This window comes from Halomonas chromatireducens (assembly GCF_001545155.1).
Classification (GTDB): Bacteria; Pseudomonadota; Gammaproteobacteria; order Pseudomonadales; family Halomonadaceae; genus Halomonas; species Halomonas chromatireducens.
This window is the reverse complement of record NZ_CP014226.1, coordinates 3,772,870-3,793,348: the sequence shown is the minus strand read 5'-3', so window position 1 is coordinate 3,793,348 and position 20,479 is coordinate 3,772,870. Positions and strand designations below refer to the sequence as shown.

Sequence of the window (20,479 nt, the reverse complement as noted above, 5' to 3'; positions counted from 1 at the left end):
GTCGTTCGATGACAGCCGGTCAATGACGATCCTGCTCTGGCGGCTTGCGGAGATCACCTCATGACAAAGGAATCGGGAACTGGGGAGGGAACGCCATGGGGCGCCACGGAGACGGTGGGTACCAGGGAGTCCGATGAGCTTGCCCTGCCGACGCGTACTCCCGATGCGGTGGCCGCAAGGCTCGAGCACCTGATCCTCGACGGGGTCTTTCGGCCGGGGCAACTGCTGCCTTCTGAGCGTCGGCTTTGCGAGCGGCTGGGCGTATCGCGCTCTTCGCTGCGGGAGGGGCTGCGCGCGCTGCGCAGCAAGGGCATCATCGTGACGCGGCAGGGGCGGGGGTCGGTGGTGGCCGACCTGGTCCCGGGGCGGGACGACAGCCCATTGATGCACCTGCTGCGCGACCATCCGCGCACGCTGTACGATCTCCTCGAGGTGCGTTCACTGCTCGAGGGCGAGTCGGCGAAGCTGGCCGCCGAACGTGCCACACCCAGCGACCGCGTGCTGATCCAGCGGCGCTATGAAGCCATGGTCGATTACGTGAAGGAGTGCCCGAAGATCGAGGTCAAGGAACTGGCGCACCTGGATCATGCCTTCCACCTGGCGATCTGCCAGGCCTCCCACAACCCCGTGCTGGTTCATACCCTGCAGACGCTGACCGATCTGCTGCTCAGCTCGGTGTTCGCCTCGGTGAAGAACCTCTACCACCGCGAGGCCCCGCGGGAAATGATCAACCGCCAGCATGCCCGACTCTATCGGGCCATCATCGAGGGCAAGCCCCAGGCCGCCAGGCGCGCGGCCCTCGACCACCTAGCCGGTATCGGTGAGCAGCTGCGCGAGATCGAAGCGGAAGACCAGCGTCTGGAGCGCTCGGCCATGCGCCTGAAGGAGTGGCAGTGACCCGTGCCGGAGCCCCCGGTCGGGGGCAAGGCTTCGGGCCCAGCCGATGGTCAGCGGTCAGGAGTTCGCCACGTTGCGGGTCTCCCCGTCGTCGATGACGCCGGCGATCGAGGCGACCTCGAGCTTGTTGCACAGGTGGTCGCGCAGTACCTGGCCCAGCCGCTTGCTGTCACGCTTCTTGAGCGCGGCGATCATCTCTTCATGGTCTTGTACGGCGCGGCGCCAATAGCTGTCGGTCATCTTCTTGGAGTAGCGAACCCGCTTCACCCGCTGGCTGAGGTTGTTGTACATCTCGAGCAGCACATCGTTATTCGAAGCGGCCAGCAGGCTCTCGTGAATTTTCTGGTTCACCTGGAAATATTCCGGTAGTTCACGATTGCGATAATGCACCAGCATGCGCTCGTGTAGCGCGCAGATCGCCGTTATGCCTTCATCGCTGATCTGCTGGCAGGCCAGTTCGCCCGAAAGCCCTTCCAGGGCACCCATGAGATCATAGGTATCCTTGACCATCTTGTAGGTCAACTGCTTGACGCGTGCCCCCCGGTTGGGCAGTAGCTCCACCAGGCCCTCCGAGGCCAGCACCTTGAGCGCTTCGCGCAGCGGCGTGCGTGATACGCCGAAATTTTCGCACAGCTGCTTCTCGGAGATACGCTCCCCAGGGGCCAGTTCCCCATGCTCGATTAGGTCTCGAATGCGGTCTGCGACTTCCCGAAAGAGGGTACGAGGCTGAATCTTGGTCATTGTCTGTTTTCCTTGTCCGCGGTCGCTGTCGAGGCTTTGCCCTGCATGGCGAACGACACTGCTTTCCTTGCCTGGTATTCAAGCACACTGCGCGGTTGACGGCATACCCTGAAAGGTATTATGAATTCAGAATTCTCTCAAGCTTTCCCGAGGCCGCCAAGCGGTGGCAGTGAATGCAGAGGGGTATATCAGTGACACAGCAACGAAGCGAGCCAATACCAGCGACATAACTCCAGCGACATAACAACAAGGAGCACCCCATGGCCGGCAAGGTCTTTCGCAGCAGCGTCCAACTCACTCGTGAGCAGGGAAGAGCCATTCTCGACGGCGTCTTCGCCCAGGCCCGGCGTGCCGGCACAGAGCCGCTGACCGCCGTGGTGCTGGATGGGGGAGGTCATGTGGTCGCCGCCGAACGCGAGGATGGTTGCGCCCCGTTGCGCTTCCCCGTTGCCCAAGGCAAGGCGTTTGCCGCGCTTGGCATCGGAGTGGCCAGCGGAGTGGTGGGAGCGCGCAACGCCGAGCGTCCCGCCTTTCTCGCCAGCGTGTCCACCGCGTCTGGCGGACACTTCATTCCCGTCGCCGGGGGCGTGCTGGTCCTCGATGCCGATGAGCGCGTCATCGGCGCAGTGGGCGTTAGTGGCGCCTCTTCCGCCGAGGACGAGAGTGCCGCCATCGCGGGTATAGAGGCAGCGGGCCTGGCCCATGGCCTCGAGCCGCTCTGAGTGGACCGACCCGACTTGACACCTCTTCTCGGATAGGACTAGCTTAGGTTGAAGACGTATTTAGAATAAAGAATTCAATTTTATCTGCGTCTATCCAAGCCAGCCCACCAAAGCGTCAATACTAGAACAATGAGGTAACACGCCATGCTATTCCCACGTGTCGCTGTCACCACGCTCGCCATCGCGGTGGCGTCGGTATCGCTGCAGGCCCAGGCGCGCGAGATCACCTTCGGCCATGTCGGAGGCCCCGACTCCCTGTTCTCCGACTCCGCCAACCACTTTGCCGAGCTTGTCAACGAGCGCCTGCCTGAGCCCTACGAGGTAGTGGTCTTCGGTTCCAGCCAGTTGGGCACCGACTCCGAGCTGCTCCAGCGCATGCGGCTGGGTACCGTCGACCTGGCGCTGCCCTCCACCATCATGTCTTCGGTGGCGGACGAATTCGGTCTCTTCGAGCTGCCGTACCTGATCCAGGATCGCGAGCACATGAAGCGGGTCGAGGAGGAAGTCGTCTGGCCTACCTTGGCGCCGCTGGCCGAGCAGAACGGTTACCGCATCCTGGCCGTGTGGGAGAACGGTTTCCGCCATATCACCAACAACCGGCGTGCCATCAACACGCCCGAGGACCTGCGCGGTATCAAGCTCCGGGTGCCCCAGGGCGTGTGGCGTGTGCGGATGTTCGAGGAGTACGGTGCGGAGCCGTCACCGATGTCGCTCTCCGAGGTGTTCATGGCCCTGCAGACGGGCGTCATGGACGGCCAGGAGAACCCCCTGGCGCAGATCGCCGGCCAGCGCTTCCAGGAAGTGCAGGACTACCTCTCCCTTACCGGTCACGTCTATACGCCGGCCTACCTCACCGCCGGCCGCCGCTTCAACAACCTGCCCGATGAGATCCAGGAGATCATCATCGAGGCGGCCAAGGAGACCCAGGCATTCGTCTATGAGCATGCCGCACAGCTCGACGAGGATCTCATCGACGTAATTCGTCAGGCCAACACAGAGGTGAATGAGGTCGATACTTCGGTATTCATCGAGGCCTCGGGTACGATCTATGAGGCCTTTGCCAATGAGGTGTCCGGCTCTCAGGAACTCATCGACAGGGTTCTGGAGCTCGGTAGCGACTCCTGACCCGCCTTGCGTCACCCGCAAGGCTCCTGCCCCCGCGCCGTCTGGCGGTGCGGGGGCTCCTGTCCACTTTCCTGAACGAGTCGAGAGCCATGGGTACCGTGAATACTATTTCCCGCATCCTGGAGCGCCTTCTCGAGATCATCACGGTGGTGCTGATGGTTTCGCTGACGCTGGTGGTGCTCTACGCGGTGGTGACCCGCTACGCCTGGCGCACCCCCTCCTGGTATGACGAGGTGGCCGCCATCATGCTGGTGTGGCTGACCTATTACGCCGGGGCGCTGGCTGCGCTCAAGCGGGGCCATATCGGCGTCGATGGCGTACTGGCCGCCATGCCGGTGCATATCCGCATGCCGATTGCCTATCTCACCGAGTCGCTGTTCATCGGTTTCTTCCTGGTGCTCGGCTGGGCCGGCCTGGTGGTGCTCGATGTCATGCAGGGCATGGCGCTGATCACCCTGCGCTGGGTGCCCCTCACCTTTACCCAGTCGGTCATTCCCATCGGGGCGGCGCTGTTCATCATCGCCCAACTGCTCAGCATGCCGGCTCACCTGGCCAGGGTGCGCTCCGGCCTCACCCAGGAAGAGGAGGAGATCCGCCATGCCATCGCCGAGGCCGAACGTGACAATGCGCGGGCCGGATTCACCGCGGATGCTCTGACCAAGAGGGATCAGCCATGACACTCCCCTTCATGATAATTGGCCTCCTGGGGCTGATCCTTATGGGTCTGCCCATCGCGGTGGCGCTGGCGATCGTGGCGACGGTGGCGATTGTGGCCTACCAGGGCCTGGATATGCTGCCCAACATTGGGCTGACGATGTTCGAGGGGGCGAGCAGCTTCCCGCTGCTGGCCATCCCGATGTTCGTGCTGGCCGGGGCCATCATGAACACCGGCGGCATCTCCAAGCGTCTGATCGCCTTTGCCTCGGCGCTGTTCGGGTTCATCCGTGGCGGGCTGGCGATGATCAACATCGGCGTTTCGCTGTTCTTCGCCGAGATATCCGGCTCCGCGGTGGCCGACGTGGCCGCCACCGGTTCGGTGCTGATCCCTGCGATGAAGAAGCGTGGCTACCCGGCGCCCTTCGCCGCGGCGGTCACCTCGTCATCGGCATCCCTGGCGATCATCATCCCCCCCTCCATCCCGATGATCCTGTATGGCGTCATGTCCGGCGCCTCCATCGTCCAGCTGTTCGTGGCCGGCATCGTACCCGGGCTGCTGGGTGCCGGCGGCCTGATGGCGCTGAGCTACTACTATGCGCGCAAGTACAACTGGCCGGTGGAAGAGGTGTTCCAGTTCAAGCGCGTCAAGCAGACCGCCAAGGAGGCCAGTTGGGCCCTGACCCTGCCGATCATCATCCTCGGCTCCATCTTCGGCGGCTTTGTGACCGCTACTGAAGGGGCAGGGCTCGCCGTCGCTGCGGCGATCTTCATCAGCGCCGTGATCTACCGTGAGCTGGACATGCGCACCCTCTACAAGGCGATCATCGACGGCGGCCAGCAAACCGCCGTGGTGATGCTGCTGGTGGCGGCCTCGGCGCTGATCGGCGTATTCCTGACCGAGATGCGCATGCCCCAGCAGCTGGCCCAGGCGGTGCTCAGCCTGACGGATAACAAGTACGCCATCCTGATGATGCTGAACGTATTCTTCCTGCTGATCGGTCTGTTCCTGCACTCCGCGGCGGCCATCATTCTGGTGGTGCCCATCGTCATGCCGCTGGTCGGCGCTGCCGGAATCGATCCTGTTCACTTCGGCTTGGTGGTCTGTCTCAACCTGGCCATTGGACAGCAGACCCCGCCGGTGGCGAGCGTGCTGATCACGGCCTGCTCGATCGCCAGGACGGATGTCTGGTCGGTGACGCGTTCGAACCTTGGCTTCATCACCGTGCTGCTCTTCATCCTGCTGCTGGTGACCTATATCCCCGCCATCCCGATGGCCCTGGTGGAGTTCTTCTACCGCTAGAGGAGTGCCCGGCGGGCACCTGTCCGCCGGGCTTGTGAACGAGGCAGGGGAGATCATGCCCAGCTTTTTGAATTCATTATTCACTGGGTGTCCGGTCGGCAAGAGGGAGAAGAATGATGGTAGGCAACACTCTGCTGTATGAGGTGCGTGAAGGGGTGGCGTGGCTTGGCTTCAACCGTCCCGAGAGCCGCAATGCCATGACCTGGGAGATGTACGACGCCCTGGAAGCCTGCTGCGATCACTTGGCGAAGGAGGAGCGGGTGCATGCGGTGGTTCTGTACGGCGTGGGCGGTGAGGCCTTCGTGGCAGGCACCGACATCACCCAGTTCAGTCACTTTTCCAAGCCCGAGGACGCCATCGGCTACGAGCAGCGTATCGACCGGGTGGTCGGCAAGCTGGAGACCCTCAACAAACCCACCATCGCGCTCATCGAGGGTGCCTGTGTGGGCGGCGGCGCGGCACTGGCCATGGTCTGCGATTTTCGCTACTGCACGCCCAATCTCAAGTTCGGGGTGCCCATCGCCAAGACCCTTGGCAACTGCCTTTCGATCACTAATGTGTCGCGGCTGATCGACATGGTGGGCATCGCTCGGACCAAGGAGGCGCTGATGCTGGGCAAGCTGTTCAACGCCGGCGAGGCCAGCCAGGCGGGCCTGGTCAATGCGGTCATCGAGCCCGACGCGATCCATGCCGAGGTGGCCGAAGTTGCCAAGCAGTTCAACAGGCTCGCGCCGCTCACCGTGCAGGCCAGCAAGGCGCTGGTCGGGCGAGTACAGGCGCAGCGGCGTACGGCACGAGATACCGGCGATGACTGGGTCATCGCCTGCTACATGAGCGACGACTTCAAGGCGGCAGTCAGCAAGTTCGTCAACAAGACGCCGTTCGAGTGGACGGGTCACTAATAACAAAGCGAGGTGGAGCCGATGCTTCCCTTACACAAGCTGAAAGTGCTGGATATCTCCCAGATCATGGCCGGCCCTTACTGCACCATGGTGCTGGCCGACATGGGTGCCGAGGTGATCAAGGTAGAAAAGACCAACGGCGGCGATGACAGCCGCCAGATGGGGCCCTACGTCAACGACGAATCGACCTGCTTCTCCCAGATCAATCGCAACAAGAAGAGTATCTCGTTGAACCTCAAGGATGAGCGCGCCCGGCAGATCTTCTATCGCCTGGCCGAGGATGCCGACGTGATCGTCGAGAACTATCGTACCGGAGTCACCAAGTCGCTCAAGATCGACTACGACACCATCAAGGCCATCAACCCCGGCATCGTCTACTGCTCGATCTCCGGCTACGGACAGACCGGCCCCTACAGTCACCGCGGCGGTTTCGATCTTGTGGCTCAGGGCATGAGCGGCCTGATGTCGATGACCGGCGAGCCTGGGCGTCGACCGCTGAAGACCGGTATCGCCGTCTATGACATCGGTGCCGGCATCACTGCGGTGTATTCGATCCTCGCCGCACATATCCACAAGATGAATACCGGTGAAGGGCAGCACATCGATATTGCCATCACTGAATGCGGCCTGCCGTGGTTCGCCTGGGAGGCCGCGGCCTATTTTGCCGAGGGCAGGGTGCCCGAACCGACCGGTTGGCGCCATCGGGTTTCGGCGCCCTATCAGGCGATCAAGACTCGTGACGGCTATCTGATGCTGGGCTGTGCCAATCAGCGCACCTGGGAGCGCCTCTGCGGCGATGTACTCGGGCGCGCGGATCTGATGTCAGATCCGCGTTTCATCACCAACCATGACCGCGGCCAGCACGTCGAAGCGCTCGAAACGCTGCTCGAGGAAATCATGGCCGAGCAGGATACCGACCACTGGTTGGCGCTGTGTGACCAGGCAGGGGTCCCCGCGGGCCCTATCAACGACTTCGGTCAGGCAATGCAGGACGAGCATTACCTGGCGCGTGGCATGGTCGAGGAGATGGAGCATCCGGTGATCGGCAAGATGAAGACCATCGGCTTTCCCAGCAAGTTTTCCCGCACGCCGTCGCAGATTCGCTCACCAGCGCCACTGTTCGGTCAGCACACCGATGAGGTACTGGCCAGTCTCGGCATGACCGAGCCGGAACGGAACACCTTGCGAGACGAGGGCTGTATCAAGTAGCGGCTTGATCCAGGTGATTGATTGAATTTCTTACCGAAATTACTGGTATTACGTCATTGGAGACTTTGTCATGCTGAATCTCGACTACCACCCCTCGGGCCGCCATTTTCTGCAGATCCCCGGACCCTCGCCGGTGCCGGATCGCATCCTGCGTGCCATGAGCCTGCCGACCATCGACCATCGTGGCCCCGAGTTCGGTGCCCTGGGGCGTGAGCTGCTCGACAAGATCAAGCAGGTCTTCAAGACCGGGAACCCCGTTGTCATCTATCCGGCTTCGGGGACCGGCGCCTGGGAGGCGGCACTGGTCAATGTCCTGTCACCGGGCGATCGCGTGCTGATGTTCGAGACCGGCCACTTCGCCACCCTGTGGCAGAAGATGGCGCTGCGCCTGGGCCTGGAGCCCGAGTTCCTCGGCTTGCCGGGAACGGAAGGCTGGCGGCAGGGGGTGCAGGCGGACATGATCGAGGCGCGCCTGAGGGAAGACGGCGGCCATGAGATCAAGGCGGTCTGCGTGGTGCATAACGAGACCTCCACCGGGGTGACCAGCGACATCGCGGCGGTGCGTCGTGCCATCGATGCCGTGGGCCACCCGGCACTGCTGCTGGTCGACACCATCTCGGGGCTGGCCAGCGCTGACTACCGCCACGATGAGTGGGGCGTGGACGTGACGATCTCCGGCTCCCAGAAGGGTCTCATGTTGCCACCGGGCATCAGCTTCAATGCCGTGTCCGACAAGGCCATCGCTACCAGTCGCGAGGCGCAGCTGCCCAAGAGCTTCTGGGCCTGGGACGAGATCATTGAGGCCAACCGGAACGGCTACTGGCCCTATACGCCGAGTACCAACCTGCTCTATGGCCTCAACGAGTCGCTGGACATGCTGCTCGAGGAGGGACTCGACCATGTGCTTGCGCGGCACCAGCGCTGGGCGGCCGGGGTGCGTGCGGCGGTGGCGGCGTGGGGCCTGGAGATCCAGTGCCAGGACGCGGCGCTCTACTCCCCGGTACTGACCGGCGTGATGATGCCGGATGGAGTCGATGCCGATGCCGTGCGCCAGCTGATCTACGAGCGCTTCGACCTGTCGCTCGGCATGGGCCTGGGCAAGGTCAAGGGCCGGATGTTCCGCATTGGCCATCTGGGCGACTGCAATGACCTGACGCTGATCGCCACCCTGGGCGGCTGTGAAGCCGGCATGAAACTCAGCGGCGTGCCGCTCAAGGATAGTGGCGTGGTGGCGGCGTTGGACTACTTTGCCCGGCATCCGCTCGACGCCAGGTGAGCCCATCCTGACATGGCTGAGGAAGGCAGAATGACGTCTATGACGGGAAAGACCCCTTCCCCGGATGCGCGGATCAAGCCAGTGACTGAGCTGGCGGCCCGCCTTTCCCGGGAGATGGAAGGCGAGGTACTGTTCGATCATGCATCGCGTGGCCGCTACTCGACAGACGCCTCGATCTACCAGGTGATGCCGCTGGGGGTGGTGATACCACGCCACCAGGAGGACCTGGCGCTGGCACTGGCCATCGCCCGGGACGCCGGCGTCCCGGTGCTGCCCCGGGGGGCCGGCACCAGCCAGTGCGGCCAGACGGTGGGTGAGGCGCTGGTGATCGATACCACCCGCTGGCTCGACCAGGTGGTCGAGTTCGACGCCGAGGCACGCACGGTGGTGGTGGAGCCCGGAATCGTGCTCGATCATCTCAACGCCTGGCTCAAGCCCCATGGGCTCTGGTTTCCGGTGGATGTCTCCACCAGCGCCCAGTGCACCGTGGGTGGCATGACCGGCAACAACTCGTGCGGCTCGCGTTCGATCCGCTACGGCAACATGGTCCACAACGTGCTCGGCGTGGATGCCCTGCTGGCCGACGGAGGCGAGGCGAGCTTCGGTTTTGTCGAGGAGCTGGCCGAGGGTAGCCGAGCGCGCCTGATTGCCGACAAGGTACGAGCCATCGCCGAGCGGGTCGGCCCCGAGATACGCGATCACTTTCCCAAGGTGCTGCGCCGCGTCGGCGGCTACAACCTGGATCTGTTCGACTGCCAGAATCCCAAGCCCTACGACCCGGCAGGCCGGATCAATCTGGCGCACCTGCTGGTCGGGTCGGAAGGTACCCTGGCGGTCAGTCGCCGCATCACGCTGCGGCTCTCGCCGCTGCCCGAGCACAAGGTGCTCGGGGTGGTGAACTTCCCCACCTTCTACCAGGCCATGGATTTCACCCAGCATATCGTCAAGCTCGATCCCACCGCGGTGGAACTGGTCGACCGCACCATGATCGACCTGTCGCTGGAGAACCCCGCATTTCGCCCGGTGATCGAGAAGGCCCTGATCGGCAAGCCCGAGGCCGTGCTGCTGGTGGAGTTTGCCGGCGAGGATCGCGAGACACAGCTGGCGTCGCTGCGCGCGCTCAACCAGCTGATGGGCGACCTGGGGCTGGCCGGCAGCGTGGTCGACATGCCGGAGCCCGCCGAGCAGAAGGCGCTGTGGAACGTGCGCAAGGCGGGACTCAACATCATGATGAGCATGAAGGGCGACGGCAAGCCGGTCTCCTTCATCGAGGACTGCGCGGTGCCCCTGGAGCACCTCGCCGAATACACCGACAAGCTCACCGAGGTCTTTCACCGCCATGGGACGGAGGGCACCTGGTACGCCCATGCCAGCGTCGGCACCCTGCACGTGCGGCCGATCCTCGACATGCGTCGCGACGGCGCCGGCAAGATGCGCGAGATCGCCGAACAGGCGTCGGCGCTGGTGCGCGAGTACAAGGGGGCCTACTCCGGTGAACACGGCGACGGGCTCTGCCGCGGCGAGTGGGTGGCCTGGCAGTTCGGGCCCACGATCAACGACGCCTTCCGCGAGGTCAAACGGCTCTTCGATCCGGACAACCGCTTCAACCCGGGAAAGATCGTCGACACCCCGAAGATGGACGACGATCGCTACTTTCGCTTCCCCCGGGATTACCGGGCGATTCCGTTGACGCCGGTGTTCGACTGGTCGGCGTGGAACGTCAGGCGCGACCCGCTGACCGGCGCGCAGGGCGAAGCCGGCAGCGCCGGTGACCCCACCCATGGCCTGGCCATGGCGGTGGAGATGTGCAACAACAACGGCCACTGCCGCAAGTTCGATGCTGGCACCATGTGCCCGAGCTACCGCATCACCCGTGACGAAAAACACCTGACCCGGGGGCGTGCCAATACCCTGCGGCTGGTGCTCTCCGGACAACTGGGCGAGGAGGGCCTGGCCAGCGATGACGTCAAGGAGGCGCTGGATCTCTGCGTTTCCTGCAAGGGCTGCCGGCGGGACTGCCCCACCGGGGTCGACATGGCCAAGTTCAAGATCGAGGCGCGTAGCGCCCGGGTGCGGGCCAAGGGACTGTCGCTGCGTGACCGCATGGTCGGCGAGATGCCGCGCTACGCGCCCTGGGCGAGCCGGTTCTCCGCCCTGGTCAACGGCATCGAGCGGATCCCCTTCATCGCCCGTGGGGTCAAGCGCGGGCTTGGGCTGGCCCCGAAGCGCGCGCTGCCGGCCTTTGCTGGCAACTTCCTGGCCGAACCGCACACGGCGCAGGATACGGCGACCCGCGAGGTGCTGCTTTTCGTCGATACCTTCAACAACTATATGGAGGGAGACAATGCCAGGGCCGCCAAGCGCGTGCTGGAAGCCGCCGGCTACGAGGTACACCTCAACGTGAAGCAGGGTGAGCGACCGCTGTGCTGCGGGCGCACCTACCTCTCGTCCGGCCAGTTCGACAAGGCGAAAGCCGAGGCGCAGCGGACGCTGGAGGCGCTGATGCCCTATGTGAACAGTGGCATGGCCATTGTCGGTCTAGAGCCGTCATGCCCGCTCAGCATGCGTGACGAGTTCCTGCAGTATGGATTCGGCGAAGAGGCGAGGGCACTGGCTGAGGCGGCCTGTCTGTTCGAGGAGTTCCTGGTCAAGGCGCGTGAGGCCGGGGAACTGCCGCTGGAACTCAAGCCGCTGGCATACCGACGCGTCATGCTTCACGGCCACTGTCATCAGAAGGCCTTCGATGCCGTGCGCCCCATCGAGCAGGTGCTGTCATGGATTCCCGAGCTCGAGGTCGAGACCATCGAGTCTTCCTGCTGCGGCATGGCCGGCAGTTTCGGTTACGAGGTCGAGCACTATGATGCCTCGATGAAAATGGCTGAGCTGTCGCTGCTGCCGGCTATCCGCGAGGCCGCTGACGAGGCCGTCGTGGTGGCCGATGGCACCAGCTGTCGCCACCAGATCAAGGACGGCTCGGGGCGTGAAGCGATCCACGTGGCTCGGCTGCTGGAGCAGGCACTGGCCTGAGGCGAACCCGCCAGGCATCATGATCAAGGCAAGGCACCATGGCCAGGCACCATGGCCAGGCACTATGGCCAGGCACCATAGAAAGGGGCGACAGGGGTCGCCCCTTTCGTCGTGACGAGGATGGAAGACAATGATCGATCTACGCAGTGACACCGTGACCCGGCCCACCCCGGCCATGCGCGAGGCGATGGCCAGGGCACCGGTGGGAGACGATGTATGGGGCGATGACCCCAGCGTTGCCGCCTTCGAGGCGGCGGTGGCAGAGAGGGCGGGCATGGCGGCTGCGCCGTTCTTCCCCTCGGGAACCCAGAGCAACCCGGCGGCCCTCCTGGTCCACTGCCAGCGGGGCGACGAGTATATCGCCGGCCAGTTCTCGCATATCTATCGCGATGAGGGTGGCGGTGCGGCGGTTCTGGGCAGCATCCAGCCCCAGCCCATCGAGCATGACCCGGACGGCAGCCTGCCGCTGGAGAGGGTGCAGGCTGGCATCAAGGGAGCCGACATTCACCATGCCAGCACCCGGCTGTTGGCGCTGGAGAACACCTTTCGGGGCAAGGTGCTGTCGGAAGCCTATACCCGACGTGCCACGGCGCTGGCCCACGAGCATGGGCTGGCCACCCACCTGGACGGGGCACGACTGTTCAACGCCGTGGTGGCCTCCGGGCGCTCCCTCGCCGAACTGTGTCAGGGGTTCGATTCGGTGTCGCTCTGCTTTTCAAAAGGGCTTGGCGCGCCGGTGGGCTCGTTGCTGCTGGGTGACGAGGCGTTCATTTTACGGGCGCGGCGTTGGCGCAAGACGCTGGGCGGCGGCATGCGCCAGGTCGGCATCCTGGCGGCGGCTTGTCATCATGCGCTGGAGAACCATGTCGAACGCCTGGGAGAGGATCATCGCCACGCTGCGCTGCTGGCTGAAGGCTTGGGTGAAATCGATGAAGTCGGGGTGCATGGCTGTGATACCAACATGCTGTTCGTCACTCTTCCGGAGGCCCATTGCTCGGCGCTGGAGGCGTTTCTCGCTGAACGGGGTATCCTGATGGCCGCTGCACCGGTCACGCGCATGTTGACGCACCTCGACATTTCAGAGCAAGACGTTCGCCATGTCGTGGCAGGGATCAAGGCGTACTTCGTAGCGAATGCCGCCCGAGTCGATGCCAGGCTTGGTGGTTGAGCGTCAACGACAGCCCCCATGGACGAGGCCATGGGGGCTGTCTGCTGCGCTTTCGGAAAGGGTCAGCCGACGCGCATCAACGGGTCGGTGACGCCGATCACGTAGAAGGCGATCATGGCGATGATGCCGGTGAAGATCAGGTAGTAGAGGGTCGGCAGGATCGTCTTGCGGATGGTTGTGCCTTCGCGTCCCAGCAGCCCCACGGTAGCCGATGCCGCGACCACGTTATGGATGGCGACCATGTTGCCTGCGGCCGCACCCACGGCTTGCAGCGCCACCATCATTGCGGTGGATACCCCGAGCTGTTGCGCCACGTTGAACTGGAACTCCGCCAGCATCAGGTTGGCTGCGGTATTGGAGCCGGCAATGAAGGCGCCGAGTCCCCCGACTGCGGGAGCGAAGAACGGGTAGACGTCACCCACCCCATCGGCGACGAACTGCGCCATGGCCACCGGCATGGAGACCAGGTCGGCTCCATTGACCCCGGAATTGATCAGGATCCGCACCATGGGAATGGTAAAGATCAGCACGAAGCCGGCCCCGAGAATGGTGCGGGTTGACTCATTGAAGGCTTCTTTCACCTCACCGATGCGCATGCGGTGAAGCAGGGCCGTGAGCAACACCACGAAAACCAGAATGCCACCCGGCAGATAAAGTGGTTCCAGGCTGCCGGATACTCCGGCTTCGCCGAGGATATTGCTCCAGCCGAAGCTCAGTGATTGAAGCGCTTCGCGGAACGGGTCGATGGTGCGGGAGGCGACCAGTATCACGGCCAGCAGCACATAGGGTACCCAGCCCATGAGGGTAGAGATCGGTGCCTTGCCGGCGATGTCGTCCAGCTTGNTGCCCTGATAGTGGGCGATGAACTCGACCACCTGGCTAGCCTGCTCCTCCATGCGCACCGTTATATCCTCGACCCGCCGCTGAAAATAGCGATGGAACATCAGCGCGGGAATGGCCACGGTAAGCCCTCCTATGCAGCTGGGCGTCTACACCACGCCCCATGAATCCGGTGTCGAAATTCATGCCATTCTCGAGGGCTCGGTTGCCGAACAGGCGGGGCTCGAGGCAGGAGACATCATCCTTGAAGCAGCAGGTGAGTCCCTGGCTCGCCCCGCCGACCTGACCGGCCTGGTACGCCAGCAGCGGCCGGGCACCCTGCTGCCGCTGTTCATACGTCGAGACGGCGATGAGCGGGAGGTGCTGGCTCGCTTTCCGCCGCGGTCAACGTGAGAGATCGAGGAATGTTGGGTTGTGCCTGGCGAGTGGTAACGGCGCTGCTGCTGGTCTTGTCGCTGGCGCTGCCGGCCCATGGCAGTGAGTCTGCCCAGAGTGAGGGCGCGAGTGAGAGTGAACGCGAGGTGCAGATGAGCGTGTTGCTGGAACCCTCCTCGCAGCGGATCCAGGGTGAAATGATCGTGCGACCGCCCCCTCTCACGGGCACGTTCCGGCTCGATCCGGGGCTCGAAATCAGCGAGGCGCTGGTCGATGACAGGGCATTGTTCCTGCAGGAGAGTGCGGCAGGGCGCTATCGCCTGGCGATGCCACCGAAGGCCGAGTCCTTGACGCTGCGCTGGAGCGGCAGGCTCGAAGCCGAGGATGGCCGGATGGTGTCACCGGAAGGCAGCCTGTTGGCGGGTGACGGCGGCTGGTATCCACAGTTTGCCGAACTGGGGCCCTTTGCGCTGCACATCGAGGTTCAGGTGCCGGATGGCCAGCGGGCGGTTGCCACGGGATCGTTGGTGGAAGAGCCACTTGTTGATGACACGGGCTATCGGGTACGGCATTTCCACCCGCGGACCGAGTGGGCAGAGCTGGCCACGGGGCCGTGGCGGGAGCGCCGGCAGGCGGTGGATGGCGTGCGCGTGCGCACCCTGTTCCCTGCCGAGCTGGATGACGCTCATGCCGAGACCTATCTCGCTCACTCCGGCCGCTACCTCGCCCAGTTCAGTGAGCGTGTCGGGGGCTACCCTTACGACAGCTTCACTATCGCCGCGTCACCGGCGCCGCTGGGGCTGGCCTTTCCCGGCTTCACCCTGCTCGGTGAGCGGGTGATTCCGCTGCCGTTCATACCGCACACCTCGCTGGCGCATGAGCTGATGCATGCCTGGTGGGGTGCCGGTGTTCGGGTGGACTACCCCAGCGGCAACTGGTCGGAGGCCCTGACCACCTACCTGGCCGACTATCATCTGGATGAGCTGCGTGGTGAAGCCAGCGACACTCGTCGCCGCTGGCTCGTCGACCTGGCAGCGTTGCCCGACACCTTCGACCGGCCGCTGGCGGACTTCCGCGGTAGTCGCGACCCGGCCATGCGGCTGCTGGGCTATCAACACGGTGCGATGCTGTTTCACATGCTGCGACAACGCATCGGTGACGAGGCGTTCGATGGCGGCCTCAAGCGCTTCGCCGCACGGCATATGCATCAGACCGCAAGCTGGGATGACCTGGCGGTGGCGTTTTCCGAGGCGGCCGACGAGGAGCTGAGAGACTTCCTCGGCGCCTGGCGATACAAGCCGGGGCGACCGGCATTGAGCATGACGGCGGTTGAGCGCCGTGAAACCGAGACGGGCTGGCAGGTAGAGGGCGTGCTCGACCAGGCGGGTGACCACGCACCCTGGCCGCTTCTGGTGCCGGTGGTGGCTGAGACCCGCAGCGGCCCCGTGCGCCATGATGTCGCGCTCGCGACCCGGCAGGCCAAGTTTTCGCTATCGTACGACGCAGAGCCCCTTTCCCTTACCGTAGACCCTGACCATGACCTGCTGCGCCAGCTTGACCCGGCGCCGTTCATCCTGAGACACGTCGCCCTGCATCCCGAAAGCCGCCTGCTGGTGCTGCCGAAGGCGCTGGAGGCCCAGGGTAAGGAGTGGGTACAGCAGGCCCTGGGCCGGCCCCTGGCCCCGGTTGGTGAACCGGCTCTCGATGGCGAGGCGCCGCTACTGGTGCTCGGCAACGACGACGAGGTTGCCAACTGGCTGGCCGGGCAGGCGTTGCCCGAGCCGTCGGCGCTCCTGCCTGCCTTGGGTGAGGCGAGGATGTGGACGCTGCCGGAGAGCCGGGTAGCGGTCGTGAGTGCCGCTGAACCTGATCATCTGCGTCGGCTGGTGGCGTCACTGAGGCACCACCAGCATCGCAGCTATCTGGTCCAGGACGCTGAGGGGGCGACCCTCGAGGCCGGTGTATGGCCGCTGGACGAGGTGGGGCTGCGCGTCGAGTTCTCGTCCTCGCGCTGATGCGGAGCGGGGCGCAGGGGCGTATCGAATGCGTTATCGTACCGGGTGCGCCTTGCCCCTGGCTGGCGTCTGTTTCATTATCGGCATCGCCAACACGATGTCGCGAACCAGTTCTGGAGGAGTATCTTGGCCATTTCCCGTTTTGCCGATCTGCTGGAGGAGGCGAAGCAGCAGCCGGAGCCGCAGCGGCTGCTGTTCGTCTTCACCCGTGCCGAGCTGCCGGACAACCCCACCGTCGAGCAGCGCCAGCGCTTCGAGCAGGGCGAGGGTGGGGTGCTGACCCCGGCGCTATGCGTCGACAAGTCGCCCGAGGAGCTCAGTGACATGGAGGCGCTGGTGGCGGAGTCGCGCAACACCGGCATCGAGTGGGATATCGTGTTCGTGGCAGCCCTGTCCGGCAGCGGCCAGCAGCCACCCTCCGGCGAGGAAGCCGAACGTCATCTTCAGCGTATGGTCGAATCGCTCAAGATGGGGAACATAGGGAGCTTCCTGGCGCTGGATCGCCAGGGAGAGGTGGTGTCGTTTCAATAATTGTTTCAATAAGTTAAGCGCTTGTCATAGGCGTTGCTTATCACCACCATGTTATCATTCAATTTAGTCTATCGGGGCCCGGCGGTTATGATGGGCCTCGTATTCGGATCATCAACCACCGACAAGGAGCACTACTGAATGTCCCTGATCAACACCGAAGTCAAGCCGTTCAAAGCCACCGCTTTCCACAATGGCGAGTTCATCGACGTCACCGAGGAGAGCCTGAAGGGCAAGTGGAACATCTTCTTTTTCTATCCGGCCGACTTCACTTTCGTCTGCCCCACCGAGCTGGGTGACCTGGCGGACAACTACGAAGAGTTCAAGAAGCTGGGTGTCGAGGTCTACGGTGTTTCCACCGATACCCACTTCACCCACAAGGCGTGGCACGACAGCTCCGAGACGATCAACAAGATCCAGTACCCGATGCTGGCCGATCCGACGCTGACCATCTCGCGCAACTTCGAGGTGCTGATCGAGGAAGCCGGTCTGGCCGAGCGTGGCACCTTCGTGATCGACCCGGAAGGCAAGATCCAGATCGTCGAGATCAATGCCGGCAACATCGGCCGTAACGCCGAAGAGCTGCTGCGCAAGGTGAAGGCTGCCCAGTACGTGGCCGCCAATCCGAACGAAGTCTGCCCCGCCAAGTGGAAGGAAGGCGAAGAGACCCTGTCTCCGTCCCTGGACCTGGTCGGCAAGATCTAAACGACGCTTGCCGGACCCGCGAGGCTATCCCCTGACCTCGTGAGTTCCACGCCCGGGCGTACCCCGTCCGGGCGATCCAAGACCAAGACCCTGACCCGACGTGCGCTGGCCCCTGGCCTCGCAGGGCGTCGAGTCATGCCTGTTTCATGAGCGAGACATGAGGAAGCCGCTGTCATGTTGGACGACAATCTGAAGAGCCAGCTGCAGACGTATTTGCAAAAGGTCACCCAACCGTTCGAGATCGTCGCGTCCCTCGATGACGGCGACAAGTCTCAGGAACTGTTCAAGCTGCTGGAGCAGATCGCCGGCTTGAGCGACAAGATTACCCTGCGCAGCGATGGTCGCGATGCCCGCACGCCGTCGTTCGCCCTGAACCGCCCCGGGGAAGATACGGGCCTGGTGTTCGCCGGGATACCCATGGGCCACGAGTTCACCTCGCTGGTATTGGCCCTGCTGCAGGTCGGCGGCCACCCGCCCAAGGTCTCCGACGAGGTGATCGAGCAGATCAAGAGCCTGGACGATGAGCTGAGCTTCGAAACCTACTATTCGCTCTCCTGCCAGAACTGCCCCGATGTGGTTCAGGCGCTCAACCTGATGGCGGTGCTCAATCCCAAGGTGCGCCATGTGGCCATCGACGGAGCCCTGTTCCAGGACGAGGTGGAGCAGCGCGAGGTGATGTCGGTACCGAGCATCTACCTCAATGGCGAACCCTTCGACCAGGGCCGCATGAGCCTCGAGCAGATCCTGGCCAAGGTCGATACCGGCGCCGCCAGGCGCGAGGCGGCCAAGCTCAACGAGAAGCCGTCCTACGAGGTGCTGATGGTCGGCGGCGGCCCGGCCGGTGCCGCGGCGGCCATCTATGCCGCGCGCAAGGGCATCCGCACGGGGGTTGCCACCGAGCGCTTTGGCGGCCAGGTCCTCGACACCATGGCCATCGAGAACTTCATCTCCGTCTCGGAGACCAACGGCCCCAAGCTGGCAGCCGCGCTGGAGGAGCACGTCAAGCAGTACGATGTGGATATCATGCCGCTGCAGCGGGCCGTCAAGCTGGTGCCGGCCACACAGCCCGGCGGCGAGCATGAGGTGGTGTTCGAGTCGGGCGCGTCGCTCAAGAGCCGCTCGCTGATCCTCGCGACCGGTGCCCGCTGGCGTGAGATGGGCGTGCCCGGCGAGGACGAGTACCGCAACAAGGGTGTGGCCTACTGCCCTCACTGCGATGGGCCGCTGTTCAAGGGCAAGCGCGTGGCGGTGATCGGGGGTGGCAACTCCGGCGTCGAGGCCGCCATCGACCTGGCCGGCCTGGTCGAGCATGTCACCTTGATCGAGTTCATGGACGAGCTGCGTGCCGATGCGGTGCTGCAGAAGAAGCTTGCCAGCCTGGCCAACGTGGAGGTGATCAAGGGAGCCAGGACCACCGAGGTCAACGGTGACGGCAAGCGGGTCAACGGCCTCACCTACGAGGAGCGGTCAAGCGGCGAGCTGCGTCGACTCGACCTGGAGGGCATCTTCGTGCAGATCGGCCTGGTGCCCAACACCGAGTGGCTGACCGATTCGTCGATCGAGCTTTCCCCGCGTGGCGAGATCGTCGTCGACGATCATGGCATGACCTCGGTGCCGGGTATCTTCGCCGCCGGCGACGTCACCACGGTGCCCTACAAGCAGATCGTCATCGCCATGGGCGAAGGTTCCAAGGCGGCACTGGGTGCCTTCGACTACCTGATTCGTCTCTGACGGCGAGCTTGCCGAGCCGTTCGGCGCAAGCTGTTCCGTATCGCCCCGCAGGCCCAGCCTGCGGGGCGATTGCGTATGCCGGCAGGTCAAATTCGCGTTCGTCCCAATGAGCGGGTGAAAGTGGTGGGTATATGGGCTAATGGTAATACGGGAGGCATCTCCACCGGCCCCCGCATGACCCACCATGGCAAGGATGAACCGCATGAACGACAACAACACGATGGCTCGGCTGATGCCGATGATACTGGTGACCCTTGGCGCCACTGGATTGGCACAGGCCAGCACTCTGGAAGACGTGCGCGACCAGGGCCATGTGCGCTGTGGCGTCAACGCCGCCCAGCCGGGCTTCTCGGCGCTGGATGACGAGGATACCTATCGCGGGCTGGATACCGATGTCTGTCGCGCCATTGCCGCCGCGGTGCTGGGCGATGCCGAGAGCGTGCGCTTCGTGCCGCTGGATTCCGTGGAGCGCTTCACGGCAATCCAGTCGGGAGAGGTCGATGTACTGTCGCGCACCACGACCTGGACCTCGAGCCGGGACACCACGATGGGCGTCAACTTCACCGGGGTCAGCTACTACGACGGCCAGGCCTTCATGGTGGCAAGCGACCTGGGTATCAACAGCGCACTGGAGCTGGACGGAGCCGATATCTGCACTCAGAGCGGTACCACCAGCGAGCTCAACCTGGCGGACTTCTTCCGCGTCAATGACATGAGCTACAACCCCATCGTGTTCGACTCCCCCGAACAGGCGATTGCCGGTTTCGAAGCGGGGCGCTGCGACGTGCTCAGCTCCGACGCCTCTCAGCTCTACTCCCAGCGCATGCAGTTGCCCGATCCCGACAGCGCCATGGTACTGGCGGACATCATCTCCAAGGAGCCACTGGGCCCGGCGGTCCGTCAGGGCGACGACCAGTGGTTCAATATCGTCAAGTGGTCGCTGTTCGCCATGATCAACGCCGAGGAGATGGGCATTACCCAGGCCAACGTCGAGGAGATGCTCGATTCCGAGGATCCCGATATCGCGCGTCTGCTGGGGCGCGATGGCAACTACGGCGAAGGCATGGGGCTCGAGGCCGACTGGGCTTATCAGATCATTAGCCAGGTGGGTAACTACGGCGAGATGTTCGACCGCACCGTCGGCGCTGGTTCCGAATTCAAGATCGCCCGCGGCCTCAATGCGCTGTGGACGGAAGGCGGTATCCAGTACGCACCGCCGGTGCGTTGAAGGCAACTGCACGATCTTTGTGCACTGGAGGGT

Annotated in this window: 17 protein-coding genes and 1 pseudogene; 16 read left to right on the top strand and 2 right to left on the bottom strand. The window is 63.8% G+C overall.

The features are described 5' to 3' along the window. Positions 1-60: 60 nt before the first annotated feature. Positions 61-897: a transcriptional regulator GlcC gene (gene glcC, locus LOKO_RS17570; RefSeq protein ID WP_083517659.1), complete on the top strand. Its 837-nt coding sequence runs from the start codon at positions 61-63 to the stop codon at positions 895-897. A gap of 57 nt (positions 898-954) precedes the next feature. On the opposite strand, the gene LOKO_RS17565 is transcribed toward glcC, so the two are convergent. Next, positions 955-1,638, bottom strand: coding sequence for a GntR family transcriptional regulator (locus tag LOKO_RS17565; protein ID WP_066451984.1), 684 nt, complete (start codon positions 1,636-1,638; stop codon positions 955-957). Positions 1,639-1,898: 260 nt separating this feature from the next. Between LOKO_RS17565 and LOKO_RS17560 the strand changes: the two genes are divergently transcribed. The 9 genes from LOKO_RS17560 to ltaE all read left to right on the top strand — a co-directional run bounded on the left by LOKO_RS17560 (position 1,899) and on the right by ltaE (position 13,024). Further along, positions 1,899-2,360, top strand: a complete 462-nt coding sequence (locus LOKO_RS17560; protein WP_066451983.1) for a GlcG/HbpS family heme-binding protein — start codon at positions 1,899-1,901, stop codon at positions 2,358-2,360. A 144-nt stretch (positions 2,361-2,504) separates the two neighbouring features. Then, positions 2,505-3,485 (top strand): TRAP transporter substrate-binding protein, encoded by a 981-nt coding sequence (locus tag LOKO_RS17555; protein WP_066451982.1) that lies wholly within the window; start codon positions 2,505-2,507, stop codon positions 3,483-3,485. Between the two features lie 89 nt (positions 3,486-3,574). Beyond that, positions 3,575-4,162 (top strand): TRAP transporter small permease, encoded by a 588-nt coding sequence (locus tag LOKO_RS17550; RefSeq protein WP_066451981.1) that lies wholly within the window; start codon positions 3,575-3,577, stop codon positions 4,160-4,162. Between the two features lie 11 nt (positions 4,163-4,173). Beyond that, positions 4,174-5,442 (top strand): TRAP transporter large permease, encoded by a 1,269-nt coding sequence (locus tag LOKO_RS17545; RefSeq protein WP_235588897.1) that lies wholly within the window; start codon positions 4,174-4,176, stop codon positions 5,440-5,442. Positions 5,443-5,555: 113 nt separating this feature from the next. Continuing rightward, positions 5,556-6,344, top strand: coding sequence for an enoyl-CoA hydratase/isomerase family protein (locus LOKO_RS17540; RefSeq protein WP_066451979.1), 789 nt, complete (start codon positions 5,556-5,558; stop codon positions 6,342-6,344). A gap of 21 nt (positions 6,345-6,365) precedes the next feature. Further along, positions 6,366-7,553, top strand: a complete 1,188-nt coding sequence (locus tag LOKO_RS17535; RefSeq protein WP_066451978.1) for a CaiB/BaiF CoA transferase family protein — start codon at positions 6,366-6,368, stop codon at positions 7,551-7,553. Positions 7,554-7,623: 70 nt separating this feature from the next. After that, positions 7,624-8,829 (top strand): pyridoxal-phosphate-dependent aminotransferase family protein, encoded by a 1,206-nt coding sequence (locus LOKO_RS17530; protein ID WP_066451977.1) that lies wholly within the window; start codon positions 7,624-7,626, stop codon positions 8,827-8,829. A gap of 30 nt (positions 8,830-8,859) precedes the next feature. Then, entirely contained in the window at positions 8,860-11,856 is a 2,997-nt protein-coding gene (locus LOKO_RS17525; RefSeq protein WP_066451976.1) for an FAD-binding and (Fe-S)-binding domain-containing protein, read from the top strand. Positions 11,857-11,986: 130 nt separating this feature from the next. Continuing rightward, positions 11,987-13,024, top strand: a complete 1,038-nt coding sequence (ltaE, locus tag LOKO_RS17520) for a low-specificity L-threonine aldolase (RefSeq protein WP_066451975.1) — start codon at positions 11,987-11,989, stop codon at positions 13,022-13,024. A 62-nt stretch (positions 13,025-13,086) separates the two neighbouring features. Here ltaE and LOKO_RS17515 read toward each other — a convergent pair. Beyond that, positions 13,087-13,866: pseudogene (locus tag LOKO_RS17515) on the bottom strand (L-lactate permease); the annotation flags it as partial. Between the two features lie 112 nt (positions 13,867-13,978). Here LOKO_RS17515 and LOKO_RS17510 point away from each other — a divergent pair. The 6 genes from LOKO_RS17510 (at position 13,979) to LOKO_RS17485 (ending at position 20,446) form a co-directional block, all read left to right on the top strand. Then, entirely contained in the window at positions 13,979-14,257 is a 279-nt protein-coding gene (locus LOKO_RS17510; RefSeq protein WP_083517656.1) for a PDZ domain-containing protein, read from the top strand. 11 nt (positions 14,258-14,268) lie between these two features. Continuing rightward, positions 14,269-16,254, top strand: coding sequence for a M1 family metallopeptidase (locus tag LOKO_RS17505; RefSeq protein WP_083517655.1), 1,986 nt, complete (start codon positions 14,269-14,271; stop codon positions 16,252-16,254). Between the two features lie 126 nt (positions 16,255-16,380). Beyond that, positions 16,381-16,785, top strand: coding sequence for a ribonucleotide reductase subunit alpha (locus LOKO_RS17500; RefSeq protein WP_066451973.1), 405 nt, complete (start codon positions 16,381-16,383; stop codon positions 16,783-16,785). Between the two features lie 138 nt (positions 16,786-16,923). After that, positions 16,924-17,487, top strand: coding sequence for an alkyl hydroperoxide reductase subunit C (gene ahpC, locus LOKO_RS17495; protein WP_043515649.1), 564 nt, complete (start codon positions 16,924-16,926; stop codon positions 17,485-17,487). Positions 17,488-17,661: 174 nt separating this feature from the next. After that, positions 17,662-19,218, top strand: coding sequence for an alkyl hydroperoxide reductase subunit F (gene ahpF / locus LOKO_RS17490; protein ID WP_066451972.1), 1,557 nt, complete (start codon positions 17,662-17,664; stop codon positions 19,216-19,218). Between the two features lie 220 nt (positions 19,219-19,438). Then, positions 19,439-20,446: an amino acid ABC transporter substrate-binding protein gene (locus tag LOKO_RS17485; RefSeq protein ID WP_144439743.1), complete on the top strand. Its 1,008-nt coding sequence runs from the start codon at positions 19,439-19,441 to the stop codon at positions 20,444-20,446. Positions 20,447-20,479 lie beyond the last annotated feature (33 nt).

Excerpts from the sequence above, each read along its gene's own strand:
- LOKO_RS17545 (WP_235588897.1), top strand. The coding sequence starts at position 4,174 with ATGATAATTGGCCTCCTGGGGCTGATCCTTATGGGTCTGCCCATCGCG.
- LOKO_RS17505 (WP_083517655.1), top strand. The coding sequence starts at position 14,269 with ATGTTGGGTTGTGCCTGGCGAGTGGTAACGGCGCTGCTGCTGGTCTTG.
- LOKO_RS17510 (WP_083517656.1), top strand. The coding sequence starts at position 13,979 with ATGGCCACGGTAAGCCCTCCTATGCAGCTGGGCGTCTACACCACGCCC.
- ahpF (WP_066451972.1), top strand. The coding sequence starts at position 17,662 with ATGTTGGACGACAATCTGAAGAGCCAGCTGCAGACGTATTTGCAAAAG.
- ltaE (WP_066451975.1), top strand. The coding sequence starts at position 11,987 with ATGATCGATCTACGCAGTGACACCGTGACCCGGCCCACCCCGGCCATG.
- LOKO_RS17485 (WP_144439743.1), top strand. The coding sequence starts at position 19,439 with ATGGCTCGGCTGATGCCGATGATACTGGTGACCCTTGGCGCCACTGGA.
- ahpC (WP_043515649.1), top strand. The coding sequence starts at position 16,924 with ATGTCCCTGATCAACACCGAAGTCAAGCCGTTCAAAGCCACCGCTTTC.
- glcC (WP_083517659.1), top strand. The coding sequence starts at position 61 with ATGACAAAGGAATCGGGAACTGGGGAGGGAACGCCATGGGGCGCCACG.
- LOKO_RS17525 (WP_066451976.1), top strand. The coding sequence starts at position 8,860 with ATGACGTCTATGACGGGAAAGACCCCTTCCCCGGATGCGCGGATCAAG.
- LOKO_RS17550 (WP_066451981.1), top strand. The coding sequence starts at position 3,575 with ATGGGTACCGTGAATACTATTTCCCGCATCCTGGAGCGCCTTCTCGAG.
- LOKO_RS17535 (WP_066451978.1), top strand. The coding sequence starts at position 6,366 with ATGCTTCCCTTACACAAGCTGAAAGTGCTGGATATCTCCCAGATCATG.
- LOKO_RS17555 (WP_066451982.1), top strand. The coding sequence starts at position 2,505 with ATGCTATTCCCACGTGTCGCTGTCACCACGCTCGCCATCGCGGTGGCG.
- LOKO_RS17565 (WP_066451984.1), bottom strand. The coding sequence starts at position 1,638 with ATGACCAAGATTCAGCCTCGTACCCTCTTTCGGGAAGTCGCAGACCGC.
- LOKO_RS17560 (WP_066451983.1), top strand. The coding sequence starts at position 1,899 with ATGGCCGGCAAGGTCTTTCGCAGCAGCGTCCAACTCACTCGTGAGCAG.
- LOKO_RS17540 (WP_066451979.1), top strand. The coding sequence starts at position 5,556 with ATGATGGTAGGCAACACTCTGCTGTATGAGGTGCGTGAAGGGGTGGCG.
- LOKO_RS17530 (WP_066451977.1), top strand. The coding sequence starts at position 7,624 with ATGCTGAATCTCGACTACCACCCCTCGGGCCGCCATTTTCTGCAGATC.